Origin of the sequence: Bradyrhizobium sp. AZCC 1721 (genome assembly GCF_036924715.1) — a bacterium.
Classification (GTDB): domain Bacteria; phylum Pseudomonadota; class Alphaproteobacteria; order Rhizobiales; family Xanthobacteraceae; genus Bradyrhizobium.
On sequence record NZ_JAZHSB010000001.1, the window covers coordinates 1,950,439 to 1,972,341 of the forward strand.

Below are 21,903 nucleotides of genomic sequence, written 5' to 3' on the forward strand. Positions count from 1 at the left end.
GCAAAAGAGCCGTTCTCCGGGAGCACGAAGTAAGCCGTAAAGCCATTGCGCAGGGAAGGGCCGGGATGCTCCCGCTGTACCTGTATGCTCGTGTGCGCTTTTGCTATGCGCAATTGCACACGAGACCGCGGGTGCGGCCAGCACCCGGTCTTCCCTGCGCCCTCTGTTTGGAGAGGGCGGGAAGTGAAGAGCAAACCTCGGGCGCATCGTGCCGCGCGGACTATCCCCATCTCCGTCGTCCCTGCGGACGCAGGGACCCATACGCCGCGGCGGATGTTGTCTTGCGCGGATGGTCGACGACTTTCCCTCAACGATCAGCAGCGGTGGCTATGGGTCCCTGCGTTCGCACTAGGGCATCTACACGCTTGCCGGGCCATATACGAGGAGTTGGAAGCGAGCCATTCCCATGTGGAAGGTGATTGGTCCAGGTGGGCGATGAGAGGCGTAACCGGTCCATCCGCCGAGCTTTGCGATGATCCATGCCGCCCAGGCGACAGTGTTGGGGCGATGGTGGTTCTTCTGGAGCTCGGTGCGGCCTTTCAGGGTTTTGTTGATGGCCTTGAGCGCTTCGATCTCGTCCGGCGTGAACACAAATTCGACCTGCAATTGTTCGCCGCCATTGCGGGCTTGAACGAGCTGGATGACGATACATGCTACTCTGGTGGCGATCGCCACGAGTTTGATCAGGCCTTCAGCGCTGTCGAGCTGACTATCCTCGATGCGCAGACCCTGGCTCTTCAGCGAGCGAAAGAGCTGTTCGATGATCCAGCGCTGCTTGTACCAGGAGACGATCCGCCAGGCATCGGCGGCGGTGACGACCGGATGAGTGGTCAGGAGCAACCAATGAATGGGCTTGGCGCTCTTCGGGGGGTGCAACTCGACGACCTCCACGAAGCTGACTTTGACGCCCTGTGGCAGGTCTTTCACGCCGGGGCGCTGCGGTCGTTTGAGCACAACGGTTCCCAGGCGCATGGAGAGGTGGGCCTGGCGACCGTGGCGATCCATTCGCTTTGGTAGATCGATCACCGCCTTGTCGCAGAAGCGGGCCCGCGCGACCGCCTGATAAAGCGTGCCGCCATCGACCAGCGCATGGTCGTGCATGGCGCGCGACAGGAGGTGGACATTGTCAGCGGGTGTCAGCGACCAGTGAGCAAAGAAATCCCCCTCGCGGTCGTTGACGACGGTGATCATACGAGCAGCGACCAGAACCTCGCAGCCTTGCTTAGCCGTCGTCACCCAGCGCGCCGATTCCTTGTCGGCCAAGGCGCGCTTCTCGTGAGCGATCCTGGCCTTGCGCTTGCGCGTCCACACCTCACCGCCGGTGAGCCCGAGACAGACCCCGCTATCGGCATCGACCGCCATCATGGCATGCAGCAGCACGCCGCGAGCATTGCCTTTGCCGACCTTGCCCAAGTCGCGCCGATGTCCCGGACGAGTGTGGAAGTTGATCTCGCTGGTGTCCTGGATCGACAGCACATGACGCCCGCTGACCGCCATCGACGTCTGCAGGCTCCAGCCTTCAATCAGCTTGTCGATCGTGACTTGCGGATTGTTCACAAACCGCCAGAACGCCATGTTCGCGGCCCAGTTGCCCTGCGCCATCTGGCGCAAACAGACACTGCGCGTGCAAAGCATAGCCCGGAGAAGCGCCGCCCCCTTTTATCGAGGCGAACGTCTCCAAACTTACCCAGGGACAAATCCGGTTCCTGCTGCATCTCTGGCGCTCCTTCGAATCAAAGCGCCAGAGAGAGAATCATACAAAACGCTGCGGCGAACGCACATCATGCCGCCCCGAGTCAATCTGTCGCGTCCCCAAGACGTGTAGATGCCCTAGTGCGTTCGCAGGGACGACGAGTGGCCGATTTTGCAACGCAGCAAATCCCGGCGGTAGGCCCCTGCTAACGGGCAATGGCAATTCGGCAGGCTTGTCTGTATTGATGCAACTGGCATGCAAGCAGCGGAACGTCTCATTCGCGTTCGGCAAAAAAGTCTGGGAGGATACATGCGCAAACTGATTTTGGCTGCGGCATCGATCGCGGCATTGACTCTGGTCGGACCGGCCGCGGCGCAGTCGCCGATCGTGATCAAATTCAGCCACGTGGTGGCGACCAACACGCCGAAGGGGCTCGCGGCGGAGAAATTCAAGGAACTGGCCGAGAAATACACCGACGGCAAGGTCAAGGTCGAAGTCTATCCGAACTCGCAGCTCTACAAGGACAAGGAAGAGCTGGAGGCGCTGCAGCTCGGCGCGGTGCAGATGCTGGCGCCCTCGAACGCCAAATTCGGCCCCATCGGCGTCAAGGAATTCGAGGTGTTCGATCTTCCCTACATCCTGCCCGACCTCGCCACGGTGCGTAAGGTCACCGACGGCCCGCTGGGCACCAGGCTACTCAAGCTGCTCGAGCCGAAGGGCATGATCGGTCTCGCCTACTGGGACAACGGCTTCAAGCAGATGAGCGCCAACAAGAAGCTCATTTCGCCGGCCGACTATCGCGGCCTGAAATTCCGCATCCAGTCCTCGAAGGTCCTGGAAGCTCAGTTCCGTGGCCTCGGCGTGGTCCCGCAGGTGATGGCGTTCTCGGAAGTCTATCAGGCGCTGCAGACGGGCGTAGTCGACGGACAGGAGAACACCTGGTCGAACATCTATACCCAGAAGATGCACGAGGTGCAGAAATACATCACCAACACCAATCACGGCTATATCGGCTACATCGTGGTTGTGAACAAGAAGTTCTGGGATGGCCTGCCTGCCGACGTCCGTGCCCAGTGCGAGAAGGCGATGAAGGAAGCCACTGCCTACGGCAACGGCCAGTCGCAAAAGGAAAACGACGACGCGCTCGCCGAGATCGTCAAGACCGGCAAGAGCGAGATCATCAAGCTGACGCCGGAACAGGATTCGGCCATGCGCAAGGCGATGGAGTCAGTCTACAAAGACGTCGCCGGTCGTGTCGGCCAGGGGCTGATCGACGAGTTCATGAAGGAAGCCAAGGGCGCAACCAACTGAGACGACGTTGTCGGGCTTCCGTGCCAAGGCACGGAAGCCCTTGTATGTTGGGGGCTCGGCAACACACAGCCGCGAAGGAAGGTGAGGCGTCAAGCCTGACCTGAAGGGGGGACATTGATACTGCTTCGCATCCTCGACCGGCTTGAGGAGATATTGATCGCGACGCTGATGGCGCTCGCGACCTTGATCATCTTCCTCGCCGTCTGCCACCGCTATCTGCTCGGCGTCCCCTTCCTGTTTCCGATCCTGTTCCCGATCAACCTGTCCTGGGCGCAGGAACTGTGCATCTACATGTTCGTGTGGGTCGCCAAGTTCGGCGCCGCCTATGGCGTCCGCACCGGCATCCATGTCGGCGTCGACGTCGTGGTCAACCAGATCAAATCGCCCTGGAGGAACGCGATCGTGCTGTTCGGACTGCTTTGCGGGGCCTTCTTCACCGCCGTCATCGGCACCATGGGCGCGCATTTCGTCTACGGGCTTTACTACACCGATCAGGTGTCGCCCGACCTCGAGATCCCGAGCTGGTTCGTCTATCTCTGCATTCCGCTCGGCTCCTATCTGATGTGCTTCCGCTTCCTGCAGGTCGCGTATCGCTACTTCTTCACGGGCGAACTTCCGCACCATGACCATGCTCATGTCGAGGGCGTCGACGTCGATGCGCCCGGTGCCGGCGTCGCGGAGGTGACGCGATGACCTCCTTCATCATCTTCGGACTGCTGATCCTGCTGATGCTGACCGGCATGCCGATCTCGATCGCGCTCGGTCTCACGGTGCTCACGTTCATTTATACGATGACGAATGTGCCGACCGAGTCGGTGGCGCTAAAACTGTTCACCGGCATCGACAATTTCGAGATCATGGCGATCCCGTTCTTCATTCTCGCCGGCAACTTCCTGACCCATGGCGGCGTCGCCAGACGCATGATCAATTTCGCGACCACCATGGTCGGGCACTGGTATGGCGGCCTCGGGCTTGCCGGCGTGATGGCTTGCGCGCTGTTCGCCGCCGTGTCCGGATCCTCTCCCGCGACTGTGATCGCGATCGGCGCGATCATGTTGCCGGCGATGGTCAAGCAGGGCTTTCCGAAGCGATTTGGCGCCGGCGTCATCACCACCTCAGGCGCGCTCGGCATCCTGATCCCGCCGTCGATCGTGATGGTGATCTATTGCGTGGCCACCGGCGGCAGCATCGCGCTCGATCCCGCCGGCCAGCGGGTATCGTCGGCATCCGTGGGCCAGATGTTCATGGCTGGAGTCGTCCCCGGCGTGATGCTGGCGACGCTGCTTGGATTGACCACCTTCTACCGCGCCTGGAGGAACGATTATCCGCGGCTGCAGCGCGCGAGCTGGGGCGAACGCTTCGCGGCGTTCCGCAAATGCATGTGGGGATTGCTGCTGATCGTGATCGTCCTCGGCGGCATCTATGCCGGCATTTTCACGCCGACGGAGGCGGCCGCGATCAGCGCGGTCTACGCCTTCGTCATTGCGGTGTTCGTTTATCGCGATATGTCGCTCAAGGACGTGCCGAAGGTGCTGCTCGGCTCGGCCAATATGAGCGCGATGATCCTCTACATCATCACCAATGCGGTGCTGTTCTCGTTCCTGATGGCGAATGAAAACATTCCGCAGCACATCGCAAACTGGATCACCTCGGTCGGCGTCAACTGGATTATCTTCCTGTTGATCGTCAACGTGCTGCTGCTGCTCGCCGGCAACTTCATGGAGCCGTCCTCGATCGTGCTGATCATGGCGCCGATCCTGTTTCCGGTGGCGGTCAAGCTCGGTATCCATCCGGTGCATTTGGGCATCCTGATGGTCGTCAATATGGAGGTCGGCATGTGCCATCCGCCGGTCGGGCTCAACCTCTACGTCGCCTCCGGCATCGCCAAGATGGGCATCACCGAGCTGACGATCGCGGTGTGGCCATGGCTTTTGACCATGCTGATCTTCCTCGGCGTCGTCACTTACGTGCCGGAGCTCTCGTTGTGGCTGCCGCGTGCGTTGGGGATGCTCTAGCAATATCGCATTGCGGTGGATCAAACGGTGTCACATTACATCTTGGTAAGGGAAGCGTCCCTTGCCAATCCTTAAGTTGAACGCCGACTGACGCAGGATCATCTTCATGCAACCTTTCAAGGAGGTTCGCATGAGGAAATTCACCATCGCCGCCGTCGCGGTTCTTGCCATCGCCGGCTCGACCGCCGTCTATGCCCAGCACCGCCATTGGGGCTACGGCCATATGCGGATGAGCCCGGAGGATCGGGCGGCGTATGCCGACGCGCGGATCGCGGCCGTCCATGCCGGTCTCAAATTGACGGCCGACCAGGAAAAGCTGTGGCCGCCAGTCGAGGCCGCGGTTCGGGAACTCGCCAAGCTCAGGATCGATCGCGCCAATGCGCGGATGCGAGACGATTCCAGCCAGCAGGGGCCGGATGATCCGGTGACGCGGCTGCGCGAGCGCGCCGAGACCATGTCGGCAACGGCTACCGCCATGAAGAAGATCGCGGACGCGGCCGACCCGCTCTACAAGACGCTGGATGACAGCCAGAAACGCCGGCTTGCCGTCCTGACCCGTATGGACCGGGGCAGGGAAGGCTGGCGGCACCGCGAGCACTGGCGCATGGACCGCGACTTCGATCGCCATCGCGACTATGACCGGAACAGGTATGAGCGGGACGGCGGCCCGGACCGGGGCGGCCCCGAACGGCTCTGAGGCGCCCCTGATCGGCGCCCGATCCGAACACGGGCAAAAGCCGCTGAAATCCAGCGGCTTTTCGCCGTTCCGGCTCTCAGCCAAAGCCCGGGAAAACTCCGCCCAGTTTGCTGGACATCCCGGGATCGCTTTGCTAAACGACGCCCTCTCGCGAAGGCTTGCCGGACTTAAAACATCCGGGCGCATAGCTCAGTTGGTAGAGCAGCTGACTCTTAATCAGCGGGTCCCAGGTTCGAGCCCTGGTGCGCCCACCAAGCGTCGCAAGGACTTAGCCAGAGAAACCGTTTGAGAAGGCCGAATTAAAACGGTTTTTCAAACGGTGTTTTTTTCGACCGGTCGAGCAGTCCGCTCTCTACAATGTGATCGGGATAGGAGCACACGGGCCGCCGCGAGGTCGATCATTCCAGGCCCGCGGGGCGACAAGGTGAAAGTGTCTTTCATCGCCGAACTCGCTTTGCGATGACCACCAAACGGTTCAGACTTGGCCCTATCAAGGCTGAAACAGGGGTTCGATTCCCCTAAGGAGCGCCAAGCTGCGATATCCTGCGATGATCCGCGATATTGTACGATGCAGGCCGGATCGGGCCCCTAGTTCGTCGTCAATGGCGAGCGAGTAGAAATACAGCGCGAAATATTCGGCTGCTGGCCTGACCTAAGCATTGATCAGTGAGGCGATAGTCTCCCGGACCCAGTGCTGGCCGCTGTGCCCGTGACTGCGCTCGTGCCATACCATCCCGACCGCGAACCCTTCCACGGGGAACGGACAGTCCATCACCTTGAGCTTGTCGGCACGGTCACGTACTAGCCGTTCCGGAACCAGGGCCACGAAATCCGAGCCGGACACGATTTCAGGAACGAACAAGAATGAAGCCGCGGACAGCACTGCATTGCGCCTGTGTCCGAGAGCAGCCAACGCGCTATCGACTGGTGTCACGAAACTGCCGTCGCCAAGCGAAACGACCACATGCTCCAGTTTGGCAAATTCTTCGACCGTGATTCCATCTCGTAGTCGTGGATGCTTCCGGCGGCCGATCAGCACGTAGCGCTCGTCGAACAAGTGCCTCGTACGAAGACCAGGCGGCGCCACTTGTGGCGTCATGAGCACCAGGTCGACATCACCGCGTGCCATCTGCGCCTCCAACTGCGGCATGTCCAGATTGCGCAGGGCTACGCGAACTCCGGGCGCCCGCGTCCTGAGTTCCACGACGAGCGGTTTCACCACCGCTGCCTGCAGATAGTCTGTGCAGGCGATGGTGACGGTTAGCTTGGCTTTGACAGGGTCGAAGTTTCTGTGCGTGGCAAGGGTTGCGCGCACCTGGTCGAGGGCTTGGCGCAATGGGTCGAGCAGTTCGATTGCCTTGGCGGTCGGGGTCATCCCTCGCTGTGCAGGGATTAACAGCAGGTCATCGAACTCATGCCTGAGACGGTTTAGCTGAGCGCTGACCGCTGGTTGACTCAGATGCAGGCGGACGGCCGCCTTCGTCACGTTCTGCTCTACCAGCAACGTCTCCAGAGTGACCAACAGATTCAGGTCAAGGCGCTTGCTATCCATTGGATGGATAGTAGCCGAACACTTCCACGATTTCAAATATAGCTCTGAGCGGCCGATACTTCGTGGCTTAGGGCAGATGGTCGCCACGCTCATGCTTTGCCAGCTTGGTGGAAGGAGATCGCGCGGAAACCGCCTAGCTCTCAAACCAGGAGAAGCAGATGATCCAAGCCGATACCTCCAAGCCCCTGATCACTGTTGTCGGCGCCTCGAGCAAGCAAGGCCGAAGTGTCGCCGAGGCCTTGCTCGACAGCGGGCGCTACCGGGTGCGCGCCCTGACCCGGCGACGCGATAGCCGGCCCGCGCAATTCCTGGCGCAGAAGGGTGCCGAAGTCGTGGTTGCGCCGCTTCAACCCGGCATGCAGGCCGAGCTGACCGCGGCCATGCGCGGTTCGGCGGGGGCGTTCTTGATGACTCCGCCCATCGTCAAGGTACCGCCCGCCGAACTTGAGTTTACCCTCGGCAAGGAATTGGCCGATGCGGCGCTCGCCGCTGGCGTCGAGCACGTGGTTTTCAGCGGGCTTGAAAATGTCGAAGCGCGCACCGGCGGCACCAAGTGGGCGCCGCACTTTACTGATAAGGCGAAGGTGGCAGACTATATTCGCAGCCTGCCCATTCGCAGCTCGTTCGTGTACCTGGCGTTCTTCTACACCAACTTCCTTGAATATTATGTGCCGCAGCGCGGGGACGACGGCATAACGCTTGCCATATACTTGCCGCCGCACATCCCCATGCCGTTCTGTGATCCGCTCACCGCGGCCGGGCCGGCGGTGCGCGAGATTTTCGACCACCCGACGCAATATGCCGGCAAGACCTTGCCGGTCATCGGCGAGTTTCTCTCGGCCCAGGACATGGTAGACACGTTTGTGCGCGTCACCGGGCAGCGGGCACGTTATGCCTCCGCTTACTCGCGCGAAGATCTGCTGCGCCACTTTCCGAGTTTTGCGACCGACGAGCATCTCGTGCGCGAGTTGGTGGGGATGGTGGAGTATGCCGTCGAGTATGGCTATTACGCCCCGGAGCGCGACCTGACATGGAGCCGGAAAATCGATCCGCATGCATTGACCTGGGAGCAATTCCTGAAGCGCAGTAGTTGGCAAGGCGACTGGCTGTCGTATGGCGCGGCGCCTGAGCCCGACCGCGCCCAGCTTGCACCCACGTGACAGCGGCGACACTGCGTCGTCGACGCGGGAGGGCGCCACGGCACCGCGGCGCCATCAGCCGCGACTCTGTCATCGAACTCATTCGTCCCTTAGACGACCCAACTTGGCACTGACGACCGCTGGCTGGCCAGGCAGGCCAGCGGCGCCTTTGTCATGATCTGCTCCATCAAGAACGCCGCCGGTGCGACCAGAAGATTGAGGATGAGGCGCTTGCTATCCATCAGATGGATGGTAGCCAAAAATTTTTGCGATTTGAAATATGGCTCGGAGCAACGGAAATTTCACCGGCCCGCAACGCCAAAAAAAGCGCCAGTGAAGCACATGGCGCTCCTGCAGGAGGAGACAACGCGATGCCCCCGATTCCAGATCGGCCGCGATCATCAAGTGATGCTCGCAACAAGACAACCCCGGACCGTTGAACCCACATCGGTCGCTGCCATCGTCTTGCGAGACTAACGCAACCCGGCGGGGCCGTCTCGCGGCTGCCTGCACAAAACGCAAGTGTGGCCTCTCTTCCAAACGAACCATCAGGAGCATTCATCCATGTCCACCCTCGTCATTATCGGCAGCGCACAGGCCAAGCCCGGCAAGGCCGACGAGGTGCGCCCGATCCTCAAGTCGTTGCTGCTCCCCACGCTCGCCGAAGAAGGCTGCCTTCGCTACGAGATGAACGAAGCCGAGGACGGGCAGAGTTGGGTCTTCACCGAGTTATGGGAAAGCCGCGCCCTTTGGGAACGGCACATGGAGTCGGCGCAGGTGGCGCGCTTCAGGGCGGTGGCGGGCGAGATGACGGAGTACTGGCAAATCTTCAAGGGCCATCTGGTGCGCCCGGGTAGTTGAGCCTGCGCCGCCAGCCAACACGATCGAGCCACACGAAGCGACCCTGCGCCCTCCTATCGACCGTCACCACATACGCCGGAGCCAGTCATGCCAGCCACCAGCCTCTTTCACATCGCCATCAAGACCGGCAAACCCGAAGCGACCAAGCGCTTTTACGAACAGGTTTTCGGCATGGCCGAGTCGCCACGGCCGCCTTTCGAGTTTCCGGGCTACTGGATGCAGCTCAACACGCCATACGGCGGCTCGATCTTCCACATCTACACCGGCTCGGCGGCTCTCGGCAACGACGGGCGCATACCGACGGGCAGCGGAGCCATCGATCACATCGCGCTGTCGGCCTACGGATTTGGCGAGACGCGCGAGCGCTGTCGGATCCTGGGCATTCCCTACCGCGAGCGGTCCGTGCCCGGTTTCCCGCTTTGGCAACTCTTCTCCTACGACCCGAACGGCATCCAGTTCGAGTTGAACTTTCACTCCGCCTTCGAAGAGCGTCAGGGGGTGGCCGTGGATCCAAACAATTTCCTCAAGGCGGGGCTCGAGTGGTTCGATCCCGAGGCCTACCGGCAGTTCGAGACGGCGTGACTAGTCGCTCAATACACGGACCGTGACGAAGCCAACCACGAATAGACGCACCACTGGCTGCGTTGGGTTCGATCTAAACAAGAAGCACTTGCCGGTGACGGCAGAGTTCAAGAAGGGAGGGGACGCGGATGAATGCGAGATCAAGGTTATTGCGCGCGATCGCAAGCGGGATGTTGCGGGGCTTGTCGGGTGTCGTCGCGCTTGGTGCCGCAACGGCTGCGTTGGCGCAAGCGGACAAGCCGCTGACGATCGGTGTGATCGAGTTGTTTCCCAATCCTCACTTCGCCCATGCGCGCAAGGGGATCGAGGATTTCGCGAGAAAGCACAACGCCAATGTGATCATCCAGAACGCGAACCTGGACGCGACCAAGGAAGCGCAGTTCATCCAGACCTTCATCACCCGCAAGGTCGACGCGATCCTTGTGTCGGCGGTCTCGCCGACCGGCTCGTTGGCGGCATTGCGTTTCGCCAAATCCGCCGGCATTCCGGTCATCTGCTACACTACCTGCGTCAACGCCCCGGAGGACAAGGAGCTGGCGCAAGCCTTCGTCAAGAGCGACAATACGATCCTCGGCGTCACGACGGGCAAGCAAGCCGCGGCCTACATCAGGGACGAACTGGGCGGCAAGGCGAAGATCCTGATGCTGACTTGCGAGTCCTATGACGTCTGCAAGGAGCGGCGCAAAGGACTGAACGAGCAACTCGCCGGCCTGGACGTCAAGATCCTGGCGGAGCAGGAGGGCTTCGTGGTCGACAAGGCCCGCCTGATCGCGGATTCGATGCTGGCCGCAAATCCGGACGCCAATGTCTTCATTGCCGAGAACGAGGACGGGATCATCGCAGCGGCGCAAGCAATCAAGGCCAAAGGTCTGGCTGGCAAGGTTGCCGTGTTTGGCATCGATATCAATACCCAGGTTGCGAAACTGATCGCGTCGTCCGACGGCATCGTCCACTGGACCACCGGGCAGGACCCGCGCTGCTTGGGCGCGCGTGGTCTGGAGGCTGCCATTAATGCCGCTCGCAAGCGACCGGTAGGTGACTTCTACCAGTTGTGTCCTTCCCCGACATTCAGCAAGGGCGGTGCGGCCGCGGCACTGAAGTATATCGCCGACAACCGGTGAGCCCCCGCGGACGCCGGTCGCAGGATGTGTCCGGCCGCGAGACGACGATCGATCCGCGCGTCTTCCCCGCAGCACAGGCAAAAATGGGAGGAGGAGATGTCGAGCGTGGTCAAGACCAGCGCGGTCACGTCGATCTCGACGCGCACGCCACTTGCATTCCGAGCGGAAACGTCGTTGGCCGTCGGCGCGATCGAATCGGCGGGGCTGAGGAAGTCCTACCCCGGCGTGCAAGCCCTGAAGGGCGTGAACTTCGCCGTGGCGGCGGGCGAGGTGCGGGCGCTGCTCGGCAAGAACGGCGCCGGCAAGTCCACGCTGGTCAAGATCCTCTCCGGAGCCGAAGCGCCCGACGCTGGCACGCTCAAGATCGGCGGACGCCCGATCGACATCTTCGCGCCCGGGCACGCCAATGCCCGGGGAATTGCCACGGTACATCAAGAACTGAGTCTGGTGCCGGAATTGAGCGTCGCCGAAAACATCCTGCTCGGTCGCTGGCGCAGCCACCGGCGCGGGTGGTTCATCGACCAACCGGCCGTGCATCGCGAGGCCGCTGCCGTGCTGGCCGAATTCGGTGCGAAAATCGACCCCGCGGCCAAGGTGCGCAAGCTGTCGATCGCCCAGCAGCAACTTGTGGAAATCGCGCGCGGCCTGTCGTTCAAGCCTAGGGTTTTGATCCTGGACGAACCGACCAGTTCGTTACCGGCCTCGGAAGTCGAAATCCTGCTGCGGACCATCGGCGTGTTGTCGGATCGAGGCGTCGCGGTGGTGTATGTCTCGCATCGCATGGACGAGATTCAGCGGATCGCGCACAGCGTCACCGTACTGCGCGACGGACGCCACATCGATACCCTGCCGATTGCAGCTGCTCCCACAGCCGAGATCGTGAGGCTCATGACGGGTGAAGCGAGCGGCGCGACGCCTCGCAAGCGTGCGCAGCGGCCGCCAGGCGATATTGCCCTCAAGGTGCGCGGACTCACCACCGTCACCAAGCTTGGGGGACTGAGCTTCGAGGTCCGCCAGGGCGAGATTGTCGGTCTGGCGGGACTGCTTGGCTCCGGCCGAACCGAGTTGTTGCGCGCCGTCTATGGCCTCGACCCGGTCGCCACAGGCCGGATCGAGATCTTCGGCAAGGGAGCGGCGGACCGATCTCCGCGCGCCATGATCCGGCGGGGAGTCGGTCTGGCGCGGAGGATCGCAAGAAGGAAGGCCTCGTGCTCGACATGAGCATCTCCGAGAACCTTGTTCTGTCGTCGATGCAGAAAATCGTGCACGGGGTGGCGCTGCTGTCGTACCGCAGGCAGTCGCAGCTGTCGCAGCGAGCCGCCTCGCGCATGTCGGTCAAGCTGGCGAGTCTCCTGGACCCGGTTCGCACCTTGTCCGGCGGCAATCAGCAGAAGGTCGTCCTCGGCAAGTGCTTGAACGCCGACGTGAAGGTGCTCCTGTTGGACGAGCCGACCCGCGGCGTCGATATCGAAGCCAAACACCAGATTTACGAGCTTCTCGAACAGTTGGCGGCACAGGGGACAGCGGTGCTCGTCGCTTCCTCCGAAATGGAAGAGCTGATGTTGCTCTGCGACCGTTTGCTGCTCATGAAGGACGGCAAGATCGTTGGCGAGCGCAGCGTCGCGCAAACCGATCTGGCCGACGTGATGGCTGTCGTGATGGGCACGACCCGCACTGATTCCCGACGAGTTGGCAGATGAACATGACCACCGAAACCACGACCACAAGCGATGCAGTTCGCGCAGCGGCTCCACCATCGCGGCTCTTACGCTTGGATGCCGAGATCAAGGGGCTGCTGGTGGCATTGATCGTTCTGTGCGCGCTGGCGACACTGTTCGCCCCCAACTTTGCGACGACCGGCAATTTGCTGGACGTTCTTCGCCAGGTCGCGTTCACGGGCATCATCGCCTACGGCATGACGCTGGTCATCATTGCTGGCGAGATCGACGTGAGCGTCGGATCGGCGCTCGCATTTTCCTCCGCCCTGTTCGGGATACTTACGGCCTCTTTCCACCTGTCCCTGTTGAGTGCCGCGCTCGGGGTAATTGTCCTCGGCGTTGCGATCGGGGCCGGCGCCGGCGCCATTCGCGCCTACTTCAACATTCCGTCGTTCATCGTAACGCTGGCGATGTTCTCCGCGCTCCGCGGCGCAGCCATGCTCATGACCGACGCGATACCGATTCCGATCCTCGGTGAGAGCTTCGAGGTGTGGGGTAGTGGCGCCGTCCTGGGCGTCCCGGTACCGGCGCTGGTCATGCTGGTGACGTTTGTGGTGTTCACCGTTGTCGCCTCGCGCACGACGTTCGGCCGCTCGGTTTATGCCATCGGCGGAAACGCGGAAGCCGCGCACCTTTCCGGGATTCCGGTCAGGCGCATCCGCACGGTGCTCTTCGCGCTCACCGGGGGATTGGCTGCCATCAGCGGTGTGCTGATGACCTCGCGCCTCGGCTCCGGCAACCCGAACATCGGCTACGGCGTCGAGTTCGCGGTCATCACTTCGGTGATCGTCGGGGGCGCCAGCCTGTCGGGCGGCAAGGGGTCGATGCTGGGCACGCTGCTTGGAGGTCTTTTCATCGCCGTGCTCAACAATGCGATGGTGCTGCTGGGTATCAACTCCTACGCCCAGGACGTTGCCAACGGCATCGTGGTGCTGCTGGCCGTGCTGGTCAGCTCGCGGTCTGCGGGCTGGGGGAATGCGCAAGACAACGCTAAGAAGCGAGTGACTATTTCAGCAGGTCTGGTCTCGCCCTCGTTCGCGACGCGGGTAGATGCTATCAGTCATGGCCCTTAGGAATGTCAACGAGACGATTGACCGCTCGGTATTCGATCGTCGGCGCGAAGTGCCCCAGTATCGCCCGCCTAACTTAGATGACTGGGCAAAGCGTAAGTCAGTCAACCTTGCGAACGTCAGGCAGTCCGTGCGCACTGATGATCCAAATATAGGCGCGCCTGATTGAAATCGCGATTGCTGGCGCGGGCGGAGCTCGAACCTGCAACCAGACCGTTATGAGCGGGAGGACAATGGTCGGCTTCGTTGATTCTTCTACATTTTCGTTCGAGTTCGGTTGCGTTCGCTGCGGTTTGTTCAAATCGTTTTTGGTGCGAAACTGGTGCGGTCTGCAGTCCCGCCTCGGATGTGTGAATCTTGGGGTGGGCGAACAATGCGTGGTGTAGGAAGCCTTCGCTATCGCGCGAGAGACGCAAGTCGCCTGCGCAAGCTAAGCCTCTTCTGTTTCTGAGCCAAAGCGGTCATTGCTCGGCCAATAGTGCTCTCCAGGCAATTACTCCCGCTCAACCCAATTACCTCGAACGACGCTACTTTGTATTGGAAACCTTTGTCTTACGCACGACTTCGAGAAACGCGCGGATGATCCGGCTGGTTTCGCGTTTCCGCAAGATCACAACATGCGCATAGGTGAAGATTCCCGCATTACTGATTGGGATGAGGCGCAGAGAAGAGTCTGGAACGAACTCGGCTTCGGAGACGTAGCTTATGCCCAACCCGCGAATGACGGCTTCGCGGATCGCCTCGCGGCTTCCGATCTCCATGACGATGCGCGGCTTGATCTTTGCCTTAGCGAGCGCTTGCTCGAACGCGCGTCGCGTCGTAGAGCCGGTCTCACGGATAATTAGTGGTTCGCCTTCGAGTTCGGAGATCTTGACGCTCTTCTGCTTCGCCAGCGGATGATCGGTGCGCACAAAGACGCCGACTGGATGGCGTCTATATGGAAGAGTGAGAAGACGATCGTCCTCATCAATGTGCGCTAGCACCGCGATGTCGCTCTTGTAGTCAAGAAGATCATCGAGGACCTCGTGCGAGTTGCCGAGCTTCACGGCGAGTTCGATCCCCGGATAGGCGCGATTGAAGGCCGCAAGCATCTCGGTGACGTGATAGGGGCCGACCGCGCCAATCGAAAGCCGACCGGTCTTGAGCTCGCGCGACTGCTCCAGGAATGCGACCGCTTCTTCTTCCTCGGCAAACAGGCGCGACGTAATCGCCAGTAGTTGCCGTCCCGTGTCGGTCAACTCGCGGCGGCGGCCCTTCTTGATGAAGAGCTCGACGCCGTACTCCTCCTCCAGCGCGCCGACCTGGGCTGTCAGCGTCGGCTGCGTGATGTGAACTGCATCCGACGCGGCATTGAAGCCGCCTGCAGTCGCCACAGCATGGAAGGAGCGAATCTGGGTATATCGCATAGAACAAATCTATCTATTTCTCTGAAAAAATCAATTTGTCGATGTAACAGCGTTCAGCAATGGTCCGGACCACAACGAGCGCTCACGAGAAGCGCGGAAGTAGCAGCGCTTCAGGCGCGATCAAGGGTGGAACGTTATGCGGTGGGCCTACTGGAATCCCGTAAAAGTTCGCTTCGGCGCAGGGACATTCGATGAAGTCGGAGGTCTGATCGGCAAGCGCCGCTATGCCCTCGTGACCTATAATCAACCGATTTTCAACGACCTGGCGGCGCGCCTTACAAAGGTCGCGGGCGAGCCGGTTGCCGTCATCGACAATATCGAGACAAACCCGGACTGCGCCGATCTGGTGAATTCCTGCCGTGTCTTCGGCGCTGCAATGCAAGCGCCTGAAGTCATCGTTGCCCTCGGTGGCGGCTCGATGATGGATGCGGCCAAGGTGCTGGCTGCAAGCAAGGGCGACTTCGAGAATGTCCGCCGCCATCTTACCGAGAAGGTCCCGCTGGACACGTCGGCGATCGTGCCGATCATTGCGGTGCCGACTACTTCCGGAACAGGCAGCGAAGTCACCCACTGGGCAACCGTGTGGGACTCGGCCAACGGCAGCAAGTATTCGCTGGCGCATCCGTTGCTCTATCCCGAAGCCGCCGTGCTCGATCCGCAGCTTATCCTTGGGGCGCCGCGAGGGCTGACCCTGGCGACCGGTCTCGACTCCCTGTCACATGCGCTCGAGAGCATCTGGAACGTCAACGCCAACTCGGTCTCGGCCGGCTTCGCGGTCGAGGCCGCGCGCGAGATCATCGAAACGCTGCCGGGCCTGCTCGACAATCTCGGCGATATCGATCTGCGCACCCGTCAGGCGCGCGGCAGCCTGCTCGCCGGCTTCGCTTTCTCGCAGACCAAGACGGCTTTGGCCCACAACATCTCCTACGACATTACGCTGAAGATCGGACTGATCCACGGCATCGCCTGTTCGTTCTCGCTGCCGATCGTGATGGGGTGGGCAATAGGCAACAGCCCCGACTGCGACGCCGCACTGCGCCGCATCTTTGGCCCGGACCTCAGCGAAGGTGTCCGCAAGCTGCGGTCTTTCCTCGAGGGGATCGGCGTCAAGACTGATCCTGCCGCCTACGGCGTTTCGCCGGCGGAATGGACACGCCTGGTCGAGAAGGCGCTGGAAGGCGAGCGCGGCAGGAATTTCATTGGAAGGCAGACGGTCAAGGCAGCGTAGTGAAACAGACCTAGAGGCGAACGCGCCCATCACAAACCACCGGCAATGGTCAAAAAGACCAACGGAATCACAGGAGGAAAACATGAACATCACGCGTCGGAAAATGCTCGTCGGGTCCGTTGCTGTGGCCGGCGCCTTGGTCGCCATGCCGAATGTGTTGCGTGCAGAGGGGTGTGATCCGCGTCGGTCTCATTCCATCAGAAGATTCTCGCGCGATGCTGGCGTCGAGCCAGCAGCTGCTCGATGCGCTCGAAAAGAATCTCGGCATGAAGGTGCAGGGGTTCGTTGCCGCCGACTACAACGGCGTCATCGAGGCGATGCGCGCCGGTCACATCGAGGTGGCCTATCTCGGCCCGTTCTCCTATGTGCTCGGCGCCTCCGTGGCCAACATCGAGGCGTTTGCTACCGCCGAGACACAAAAGTCCGGACGTACTTTCTATCACAGCCAGATCATCACACGGAAAGACAGTGGCATCAAGGACATCAACGATCTGAAGGGCAGGACCTTCGCGTTCGTCGATCCGTCTTCGACTTCCGGCCATCTCTTCCCCAAGGCCGGCCTGCTCAAGCTCGGAATCGACCCGGAGAAGTTCTTTGGCCGCGTTCTTTTCACCGGCTCGCACGATGCCAACGCACTGGCGGTCGCCAACAAGCGTGTCGACGCGGCCACCATCGCTGACCGCATCTTCGACGCCGCAGTGCAGAAGAATCTCGTCAAGCGCGAGGACATCCACGTCGTGTGGAGTTCTGACCCGATCCCGGAATCGCCGACGGTGTGGCGCAAGAATCTGACACCGGAACTGAAGGCAAAGATCAAGACCGCGTTCTTTAACATCAAGGACATCACCTGGGCCGACCAGGGCAAGCTCAACCGCTTCGTCGAAACCAACGATGCGGCCTACGATGTGATTCGGGATACCGCAAAGGCGCTCAATCTCGATCTGAAAAAGATGAAATGAGCCCGCTGCGCTGACCCGCCGTAACCACCCTCCGGCATAGGACTGCTCAGATGATCAAGATCGCAGGTTTGAAGAAATCTTACGGCGGGAAGCCGGTGCTCCAGGGCATCGACCTCGAAGTCAAGTCAGGCGAATTCCTCGTCGTGCTGGGGCCGAGCGGCGCCGGAAAATCCACCATGCTCCGTTGCATCAACGGCCTCACGCCGCCGGACGCCGGCCAGATCGTCATCGACGGCACGATCTTCGACTCCAAACGCGCGGCCGGCGGACGCTTGCGCCCGGTCGCGATGATCTTCCAGCACCACAACCTGGTAAAGCGACTCACCGTACTCAAGAACATCCTGGTCGGTCGCATGGCCGGGATGTCGTCGATCCTCTCGGCGCTTCAAATCTTCCCGACGAAGGACGTCGAGATCGCAATGGAATGTCTTCAGCGCGTCGAGCTGACACACAAGGCAATGGCGCGCGCCGACCAGCTCTCCGGCGGCGAGCAGCAGCGCATCGGCATTGCCCGTGCGCTGGCCCAACGCCCGGCGGTCATCCTGTGCGACGAGCCGGTGGCCAGCCTCGACCCGAAAACCTCGCGTGTCGTGCTCGGCTATCTCAAGGCGATCTGCAAGGAAGAAGGCATCGCCGTCATCTGCAATCTGCATCAGGTCGACTACGCAGTCGAATTTGGCGAGCGCATCGTTGGTCTCTCGGGAGGCAAAGTGGTGTTCGACGATACGCCGGACCACCTCACTGTCGACGTCGTGCACCAGATCTATCCGGGATTGGAAGATCCGGGCGTCGCCCGCGTGTTGCGGCCGAATGCCGGCCCACGCCTGGTGTCGAATTCGCTCGATCCCATCGCCCTTGCGGCATCCGCCTGAGCAGGAGACGACCATGTCCAGCTACCAACTCGTTCTTCGTCCGCCTCAGGGCCGCTTCGGCTGGTGGGGCACCGGCGTCCTCGGTCTGGTGATCGTGGGCTTCCTGTATTGGGCTGCAGTCGGATCGCAGATCAACGCGGCCAATCTCTGGAACGGCATCCCTTATATGTGGGACTTTCTGGTCCGCATGATGCCGCCGAATCTGGAGTTCATTGAGAAGCTCTGGCGGCCCGCGCTGGAAAGCCTGCAGGTCGCGATCTGGGGAACGTTGCTCGGCGTGGCGATCTCGCTGCCGATCAGCTTTTTTGCGGCTCGCAACCTTTCACCGCATCCGGCGATTTATCACTTCACCCGCCAAGTGCTGAACTGCATGCGCGGCATCAACGAGATTATCCTGGCGCTGATCTTCGTCGCCGCCATCGGCCTCGGCCCGTTCGCCGGCGTGCTCGCTCTCGCCATCCACGGCGCGGGTATGCTCGGCAAGTTCTTTGCCGAAGCCATGGAAGACATCGACGAAGGTCCGCTCGAAGCGTTCCGCTCGGCCGCCGCCGGCCCGTTCAAGACCTTCTTCTTCGGCGTGCTGCCGCAAGTGCTGCCGGCCTGGCTCGGTACCATCTTCTACCGTCTCGAGACCAACGTGCGCCAATCCACCGTGCTCGGCATGGTCGGCGCGGGCGGCATCGGTTTCGAACTCGTGTCCTCGATGAAGCTGTTCCAATATCAGGACACGGCGACCTGCATCCTGGTCATCCTTGCGATGGTGTTGGTCACCGACCTCCTTTCCTCCCGCGTCCGCTCGATGATCCGCTGACGCAACTCGGCCGGCACCGAACATTGCCGGCCACTTTATCCGCCTCTCGGTATTGCCGGGAAAAAGACACCCCTTAGAGCGTCACCGCGTGGCGCAACACTGGAAAGGATGAGCCATGCTCACACGTACTCCCGCTTCCGTGACGACGAATGGCCGCAGCTATCGCGTCCCCAATACCCCGACCGTCGTCATTTGTATCGACGGTTCCGAGCCCGGCTATATCGAGCGCGCTATCGAGAAGGGACTCTGCCCCAACCTCGAACGGATACTGAAGACCGGCACGAACACGCTCGCGCTGTCGGTGATCCCGAGCTTCACAAACCCGAACAACCTGTCGATCATCACCGGCCGACCGCCGGCCGTGCACGGCATCGCCGGCAACTTCTTCTATGACCGCGAGGTAAAGCAGGAAGTAATGATGAACGACGCCCGCTTCCTGCGCGCACCCACGATCCTCGCCGAGTTCCAGAAGGCCGGCAGCAAGGTCGCCATGGTGACCGCGAAGGACAAGTTGCGCACGCTGCTGGGGAAGGGCCTCGACTTCCAAAAGGGGACCGCCATCGCGTTCTCGTCGGAGAAGGCCGACAAGGCCAACATGGCCGAAAACGGCATCGAAAACGTGCTCGAATTCGTCGGTATGAAATTGCCGGAAGTCTATTCGGCCGATCTGTCGGAGTTCGTCTTCGCGGCCGGCGTCAAGCTGCTCAAGACCTTCCGGCCGGACGTGATGTATCTTTCGACCACGGACTACGTGCAGCACAAGGCGGCGCCGGGTTCTGCGATCGCCGACAGCTTCTACAAGATGTTCGACCGCTACGTCGGAGAGCTCGATGCGCTGGGCTGCGTGCTGGTGATGACCGCCGATCACGGCATGAACGACAAACATCTGCCAAACGGCGAGCCGGACGTCATCTACCTGCAGGAGATCCTTGACGGGAAATTCGGTGCCGGGATGACGCGCGTGATTCTGCCGATCACAGACCCGTACGTCGCGCATCATGGTGCGCTCGGCTCATTCGCGACTGTCTACGTCGATAACGACAAGCGGCAAGCCGTGCTCGATCACATCAAGACTATCGCGGGGGTCGAGGTTGCGATCCCGGCGGAAGAGGCGTGCAAGCGGTTCGAGCTTCCGGCCGACCGTATTGGCGACGTCGTCGTGCTGTCGTCGAAACACAAGGTGCTCGGCACCTCCGCCGCCAAGCACGATCTGTCGGGACTAACTGAGCCGCTGCGTTCGCACGGCGGTCTCACGGAGCAGACCGTGCCGATGATCGCGAATCGAAAGATCGTGGTTCCTGCCGGCCGTATGCTGCGCAATTTCGACGTCTTCGACGTCGCGTTGAATCTCGTAGCCTGAGGATCGATGCCATGAATGTGCCTTTCAGTTACGCGGCAAAGCGAGAGGCGTTGCGCATTGCCGGCAAACACGTCACGACCGACGATGTGATCGAGGTCCGCAATCCCTACGACGGGTCGCTCGTCGGCACCGTGCCGGCAGCGCGCCCCGAACACGTGCGCGAAGCGTTTGGCAAGGCGAAAGCGTTCAAGCCAAAACTGTCGCGCTTCGAGCGTCAGCAAATTCTGCAGAAGGCTGCTGAACTGCTGCGCGGTCGGCGCGCATCCTTCGCGCGTATCATATCCGCGGAGTCCGGCCTCTGCTGGAAGGACGCGATCTACGAGTCGACGCGCGCCTACGACGTCTGGTCGTTCGCCGCACAACTCGCGGTCAAGGACGACGGCGAGTCCTATGCCTGCGACATCTCGCCGAACGGCAAGGCGCGCCGTATCCACACGCTGCGGACCCCGTTGCTGGGCGTCATCTCGGCGATCACGCCATTCAATCATCCGCTCAACATGGTGAGCCACAAGCTCGCGCCTGCGATCGCAACGAACAACCGGGTCGTTCTCAAACCGACTGAGCTGACTCCGCTGACCGCACTTGCACTCGCGGACGTGCTCTACGAAGCGGGACTGCCGCCTGAGATGCTCTCCGTGGTCACGGGTAATCCGTCCACGATGGGTGATGCGATGATCACGGATCCGGACGCAGACCTGGTTACTTTCACGGGCTCCGTTCGGGTCGGCAAGCACATCGCCCGCACCGCAGGCTACAAGCGTATCGTGCTCGAACTCGGCGGCAACGATCCGCTGATCGTCATGGAGGACGCCGACCTCGACAAGGCGGCCGAGCTGGCCGTGCAGGGCGCGACGAAGAATTCGGGCCAGCGCTGCACAGCGGTGAAGCGCATTCTCGTCGTCGAGAAGATCGCCGATGAATTCTCGAAATGCGTGCACGAAAAGGCCAGGAAGCTGAAATGCGGCGACCCGGCCGATCCGGAAACCGATGTTGGCACGGTCATCAATGAACGATCCGCTGTTCTGTTCGAGAACCGTGTCAATGACGCGGTGACGAAGGGCGCCGAGCTGCTTCACGGCAACGATCGCCAGGGCGCCCTCTATGCCCCAACCGTCGTCGACCGCGTGCCGTACGATTGCGAACTCGTGCATGAGGAGACGTTTGGACCAGTGATCCCGATGATTCGCTGTCCGAACGACATCGCAGAGGTGATCCGCATTTCCAATTCGACAGCCTACGGGCTGTCTTCCGGAGTTTGCACAAATCGCCTCGATTACATTACGCGCTTCATCAACGAACTTGAGGTCGGCACCGTGAACGTGTGGGAGGTGCCGGGCTATCGCACCGAGATGTCGCCGTTCGGCGGCATCAAGGACTCTGGGCAGGGCTACAAGGAGGGAGTTGTGGAGGCCATGAAAGGGTTCACCAACGTCCGGACGTACTCGCTGCCCTGGCAGAGTTAAGTTGTTGCTGAGCCGCTCATGCTTTTTTGAGAGACTTGGCTCAAC

General features: G+C 61.2%; 21 protein-coding genes and 2 tRNA genes. 19 read left to right on the forward strand and 4 right to left on the reverse strand.

The window, feature by feature from the left end:
- Nucleotides 1-357 precede the first annotated feature (357 nt).
- The gene (locus tag V1273_RS09470; RefSeq protein ID WP_334368994.1) at nt 358-1,602 is read right to left on the reverse strand and encodes an IS4 family transposase; all 1,245 of its coding nucleotides are present in this window, start codon (nt 1,600-1,602) and stop codon (nt 358-360) included.
- Nucleotides 1,603-2,002: 400 nt separating this feature from the next.
- Here V1273_RS09470 and V1273_RS09475 point away from each other — a divergent pair, with 400 nt between their 5' ends.
- The 6 genes from V1273_RS09475 (at nt 2,003) to V1273_RS09500 (ending at nt 6,247) form a co-directional block, all read left to right on the forward strand.
- Entirely contained in the window at nt 2,003-3,004 is a 1,002-nt protein-coding gene (locus V1273_RS09475; protein ID WP_334367522.1) for a TRAP transporter substrate-binding protein, read from the forward strand.
- A 117-nt stretch (nt 3,005-3,121) separates the two neighbouring features.
- Complete coding sequence (locus V1273_RS09480) at nt 3,122-3,697, forward strand: TRAP transporter small permease (protein ID WP_334369204.1); 576 nt, start codon at nt 3,122-3,124, stop codon at nt 3,695-3,697.
- A complete protein-coding gene (locus tag V1273_RS09485) occupies nt 3,694-5,019 on the forward strand; it encodes a TRAP transporter large permease (protein WP_334409387.1) in 1,326 nt (441 codons plus the stop codon). The genes V1273_RS09480 and V1273_RS09485 overlap by 4 nt, the downstream gene beginning before the upstream one ends.
- A gap of 130 nt (nt 5,020-5,149) precedes the next feature.
- The gene (locus V1273_RS09490; RefSeq protein ID WP_334409388.1) at nt 5,150-5,716 is read left to right on the forward strand and encodes a Spy/CpxP family protein refolding chaperone; all 567 of its coding nucleotides are present in this window, start codon (nt 5,150-5,152) and stop codon (nt 5,714-5,716) included.
- Nucleotides 5,717-5,894: 178 nt separating this feature from the next.
- Nucleotides 5,895-5,970: transfer RNA gene (locus tag V1273_RS09495), tRNA-Lys, on the forward strand.
- 197 nt (nt 5,971-6,167) lie between these two features.
- Nucleotides 6,168-6,247, forward strand: a tRNA-Ser gene (locus V1273_RS09500).
- Nucleotides 6,248-6,368: 121 nt separating this feature from the next.
- Here the strand turns inward: V1273_RS09500 and V1273_RS09505 are convergent.
- Entirely contained in the window at nt 6,369-7,268 is a 900-nt protein-coding gene (locus tag V1273_RS09505; RefSeq protein ID WP_334367525.1) for a LysR family transcriptional regulator, read from the reverse strand.
- 158 nt (nt 7,269-7,426) lie between these two features.
- Here V1273_RS09505 and V1273_RS09510 point away from each other — a divergent pair, with 158 nt between their 5' ends.
- The gene (locus V1273_RS09510) at nt 7,427-8,428 is read left to right on the forward strand and encodes an NmrA/HSCARG family protein (RefSeq protein WP_334409389.1); all 1,002 of its coding nucleotides are present in this window, start codon (nt 7,427-7,429) and stop codon (nt 8,426-8,428) included.
- A gap of 89 nt (nt 8,429-8,517) precedes the next feature.
- Here the strand turns inward: V1273_RS09510 and V1273_RS09515 are convergent, their stop codons facing one another.
- Nucleotides 8,518-8,667: a hypothetical protein gene (locus V1273_RS09515; RefSeq protein ID WP_334409390.1), complete on the reverse strand. Its 150-nt coding sequence runs from the start codon at nt 8,665-8,667 to the stop codon at nt 8,518-8,520.
- A gap of 304 nt (nt 8,668-8,971) precedes the next feature.
- On the opposite strand from V1273_RS09515, the gene V1273_RS09520 reads away from it, so the two are divergent.
- From V1273_RS09520 to V1273_RS09545, 6 genes are all read left to right on the forward strand, one after another.
- The gene (locus tag V1273_RS09520; protein WP_334367528.1) at nt 8,972-9,268 is read left to right on the forward strand and encodes a putative quinol monooxygenase; all 297 of its coding nucleotides are present in this window, start codon (nt 8,972-8,974) and stop codon (nt 9,266-9,268) included.
- An 87-nt stretch (nt 9,269-9,355) separates the two neighbouring features.
- Nucleotides 9,356-9,850: a hypothetical protein gene (locus tag V1273_RS09525; protein WP_334367529.1), complete on the forward strand. Its 495-nt coding sequence runs from the start codon at nt 9,356-9,358 to the stop codon at nt 9,848-9,850.
- A 128-nt stretch (nt 9,851-9,978) separates the two neighbouring features.
- Entirely contained in the window at nt 9,979-10,971 is a 993-nt protein-coding gene (locus V1273_RS09530; protein WP_334409391.1) for a substrate-binding domain-containing protein, read from the forward strand.
- 96 nt (nt 10,972-11,067) lie between these two features.
- A complete protein-coding gene (locus V1273_RS09535; protein WP_334409393.1) occupies nt 11,068-12,192 on the forward strand; it encodes a sugar ABC transporter ATP-binding protein in 1,125 nt (374 codons plus the stop codon).
- Nucleotides 12,189-12,671 carry an ATP-binding cassette domain-containing protein gene (locus V1273_RS09540; protein WP_334412186.1) on the forward strand — a complete coding sequence of 161 codons (483 nt, stop codon included), beginning with the start codon at nt 12,189-12,191 and terminating at the stop codon, nt 12,669-12,671. Before V1273_RS09535 ends, V1273_RS09540 begins: the two co-directional genes overlap by 4 nt.
- A complete protein-coding gene (locus V1273_RS09545) occupies nt 12,668-13,762 on the forward strand; it encodes an ABC transporter permease (RefSeq protein ID WP_334409395.1) in 1,095 nt (364 codons plus the stop codon). Before V1273_RS09540 ends, V1273_RS09545 begins: the two co-directional genes overlap by 4 nt.
- Before the next feature lie 524 nt (nt 13,763-14,286).
- On the opposite strand, the gene V1273_RS09550 is transcribed toward V1273_RS09545, so the two are convergent.
- Nucleotides 14,287-15,165, reverse strand: coding sequence for a LysR substrate-binding domain-containing protein (locus V1273_RS09550; protein WP_334367532.1), 879 nt, complete (start codon nt 15,163-15,165; stop codon nt 14,287-14,289).
- Nucleotides 15,166-15,301: 136 nt separating this feature from the next.
- On the opposite strand from V1273_RS09550, the gene psrA reads away from it, so the two are divergent.
- From psrA to phnY, 6 genes are all read left to right on the forward strand, one after another.
- The gene (gene psrA, locus V1273_RS09555) at nt 15,302-16,393 is read left to right on the forward strand and encodes an iron-containing alcohol dehydrogenase PsrA (RefSeq protein ID WP_334367533.1); all 1,092 of its coding nucleotides are present in this window, start codon (nt 15,302-15,304) and stop codon (nt 16,391-16,393) included.
- A 152-nt stretch (nt 16,394-16,545) separates the two neighbouring features.
- Complete coding sequence (gene phnD / locus V1273_RS09560; RefSeq protein WP_334409396.1) at nt 16,546-17,352, forward strand: phosphonate ABC transporter substrate-binding protein; 807 nt, start codon at nt 16,546-16,548, stop codon at nt 17,350-17,352.
- A gap of 50 nt (nt 17,353-17,402) precedes the next feature.
- Nucleotides 17,403-18,224, forward strand: a complete 822-nt coding sequence (phnC, locus tag V1273_RS09565; protein WP_334367535.1) for a phosphonate ABC transporter ATP-binding protein — start codon at nt 17,403-17,405, stop codon at nt 18,222-18,224.
- A 13-nt stretch (nt 18,225-18,237) separates the two neighbouring features.
- Nucleotides 18,238-19,035 carry a phosphonate ABC transporter, permease protein PhnE gene (gene phnE / locus V1273_RS09570; protein ID WP_334367536.1) on the forward strand — a complete coding sequence of 266 codons (798 nt, stop codon included), beginning with the start codon at nt 18,238-18,240 and terminating at the stop codon, nt 19,033-19,035.
- A 115-nt stretch (nt 19,036-19,150) separates the two neighbouring features.
- Nucleotides 19,151-20,395, forward strand: a complete 1,245-nt coding sequence (phnA, locus tag V1273_RS09575; protein ID WP_334409397.1) for a phosphonoacetate hydrolase — start codon at nt 19,151-19,153, stop codon at nt 20,393-20,395.
- Nucleotides 20,396-20,406: 11 nt separating this feature from the next.
- A complete protein-coding gene (phnY, locus tag V1273_RS09580; protein ID WP_334409399.1) occupies nt 20,407-21,858 on the forward strand; it encodes a phosphonoacetaldehyde dehydrogenase in 1,452 nt (483 codons plus the stop codon).
- Nucleotides 21,859-21,903: the final 45 nt, after the last annotated feature.

What these genes read in the sequence shown, in the direction of transcription:
- phnD (WP_334409396.1), top strand. Translation starts at nt 16,546, where the DNA reads ATGTGTTGCGTGCAGAGGGGTGTGATCCGCGTCGGTCTCATTCCATCA.
- V1273_RS09505 (WP_334367525.1), bottom strand. Translation starts at nt 7,268, where the DNA reads ATGGATAGCAAGCGCCTTGACCTGAATCTGTTGGTCACTCTGGAGACG.
- phnA (WP_334409397.1), top strand. Translation starts at nt 19,151, where the DNA reads ATGCTCACACGTACTCCCGCTTCCGTGACGACGAATGGCCGCAGCTAT.
- phnC (WP_334367535.1), top strand. Translation starts at nt 17,403, where the DNA reads ATGATCAAGATCGCAGGTTTGAAGAAATCTTACGGCGGGAAGCCGGTG.
- phnY (WP_334409399.1), top strand. Translation starts at nt 20,407, where the DNA reads ATGAATGTGCCTTTCAGTTACGCGGCAAAGCGAGAGGCGTTGCGCATT.
- V1273_RS09525 (WP_334367529.1), top strand. Translation starts at nt 9,356, where the DNA reads ATGCCAGCCACCAGCCTCTTTCACATCGCCATCAAGACCGGCAAACCC.
- V1273_RS09490 (WP_334409388.1), top strand. Translation starts at nt 5,150, where the DNA reads ATGAGGAAATTCACCATCGCCGCCGTCGCGGTTCTTGCCATCGCCGGC.
- V1273_RS09485 (WP_334409387.1), top strand. Translation starts at nt 3,694, where the DNA reads ATGACCTCCTTCATCATCTTCGGACTGCTGATCCTGCTGATGCTGACC.
- phnE (WP_334367536.1), top strand. Translation starts at nt 18,238, where the DNA reads ATGTCCAGCTACCAACTCGTTCTTCGTCCGCCTCAGGGCCGCTTCGGC.
- V1273_RS09540 (WP_334412186.1), top strand. Translation starts at nt 12,189, where the DNA reads ATGAGCATCTCCGAGAACCTTGTTCTGTCGTCGATGCAGAAAATCGTG.
- V1273_RS09550 (WP_334367532.1), bottom strand. Translation starts at nt 15,165, where the DNA reads ATGCGATATACCCAGATTCGCTCCTTCCATGCTGTGGCGACTGCAGGC.
- V1273_RS09475 (WP_334367522.1), top strand. Translation starts at nt 2,003, where the DNA reads ATGCGCAAACTGATTTTGGCTGCGGCATCGATCGCGGCATTGACTCTG.
- psrA (WP_334367533.1), top strand. Translation starts at nt 15,302, where the DNA reads ATGCGGTGGGCCTACTGGAATCCCGTAAAAGTTCGCTTCGGCGCAGGG.
- V1273_RS09470 (WP_334368994.1), bottom strand. Translation starts at nt 1,602, where the DNA reads ATGGCGCAGGGCAACTGGGCCGCGAACATGGCGTTCTGGCGGTTTGTG.
- V1273_RS09520 (WP_334367528.1), top strand. Translation starts at nt 8,972, where the DNA reads ATGTCCACCCTCGTCATTATCGGCAGCGCACAGGCCAAGCCCGGCAAG.
- V1273_RS09510 (WP_334409389.1), top strand. Translation starts at nt 7,427, where the DNA reads ATGATCCAAGCCGATACCTCCAAGCCCCTGATCACTGTTGTCGGCGCC.
- V1273_RS09530 (WP_334409391.1), top strand. Translation starts at nt 9,979, where the DNA reads ATGAATGCGAGATCAAGGTTATTGCGCGCGATCGCAAGCGGGATGTTG.
- V1273_RS09535 (WP_334409393.1), top strand. Translation starts at nt 11,068, where the DNA reads ATGTCGAGCGTGGTCAAGACCAGCGCGGTCACGTCGATCTCGACGCGC.
- V1273_RS09545 (WP_334409395.1), top strand. Translation starts at nt 12,668, where the DNA reads ATGAACATGACCACCGAAACCACGACCACAAGCGATGCAGTTCGCGCA.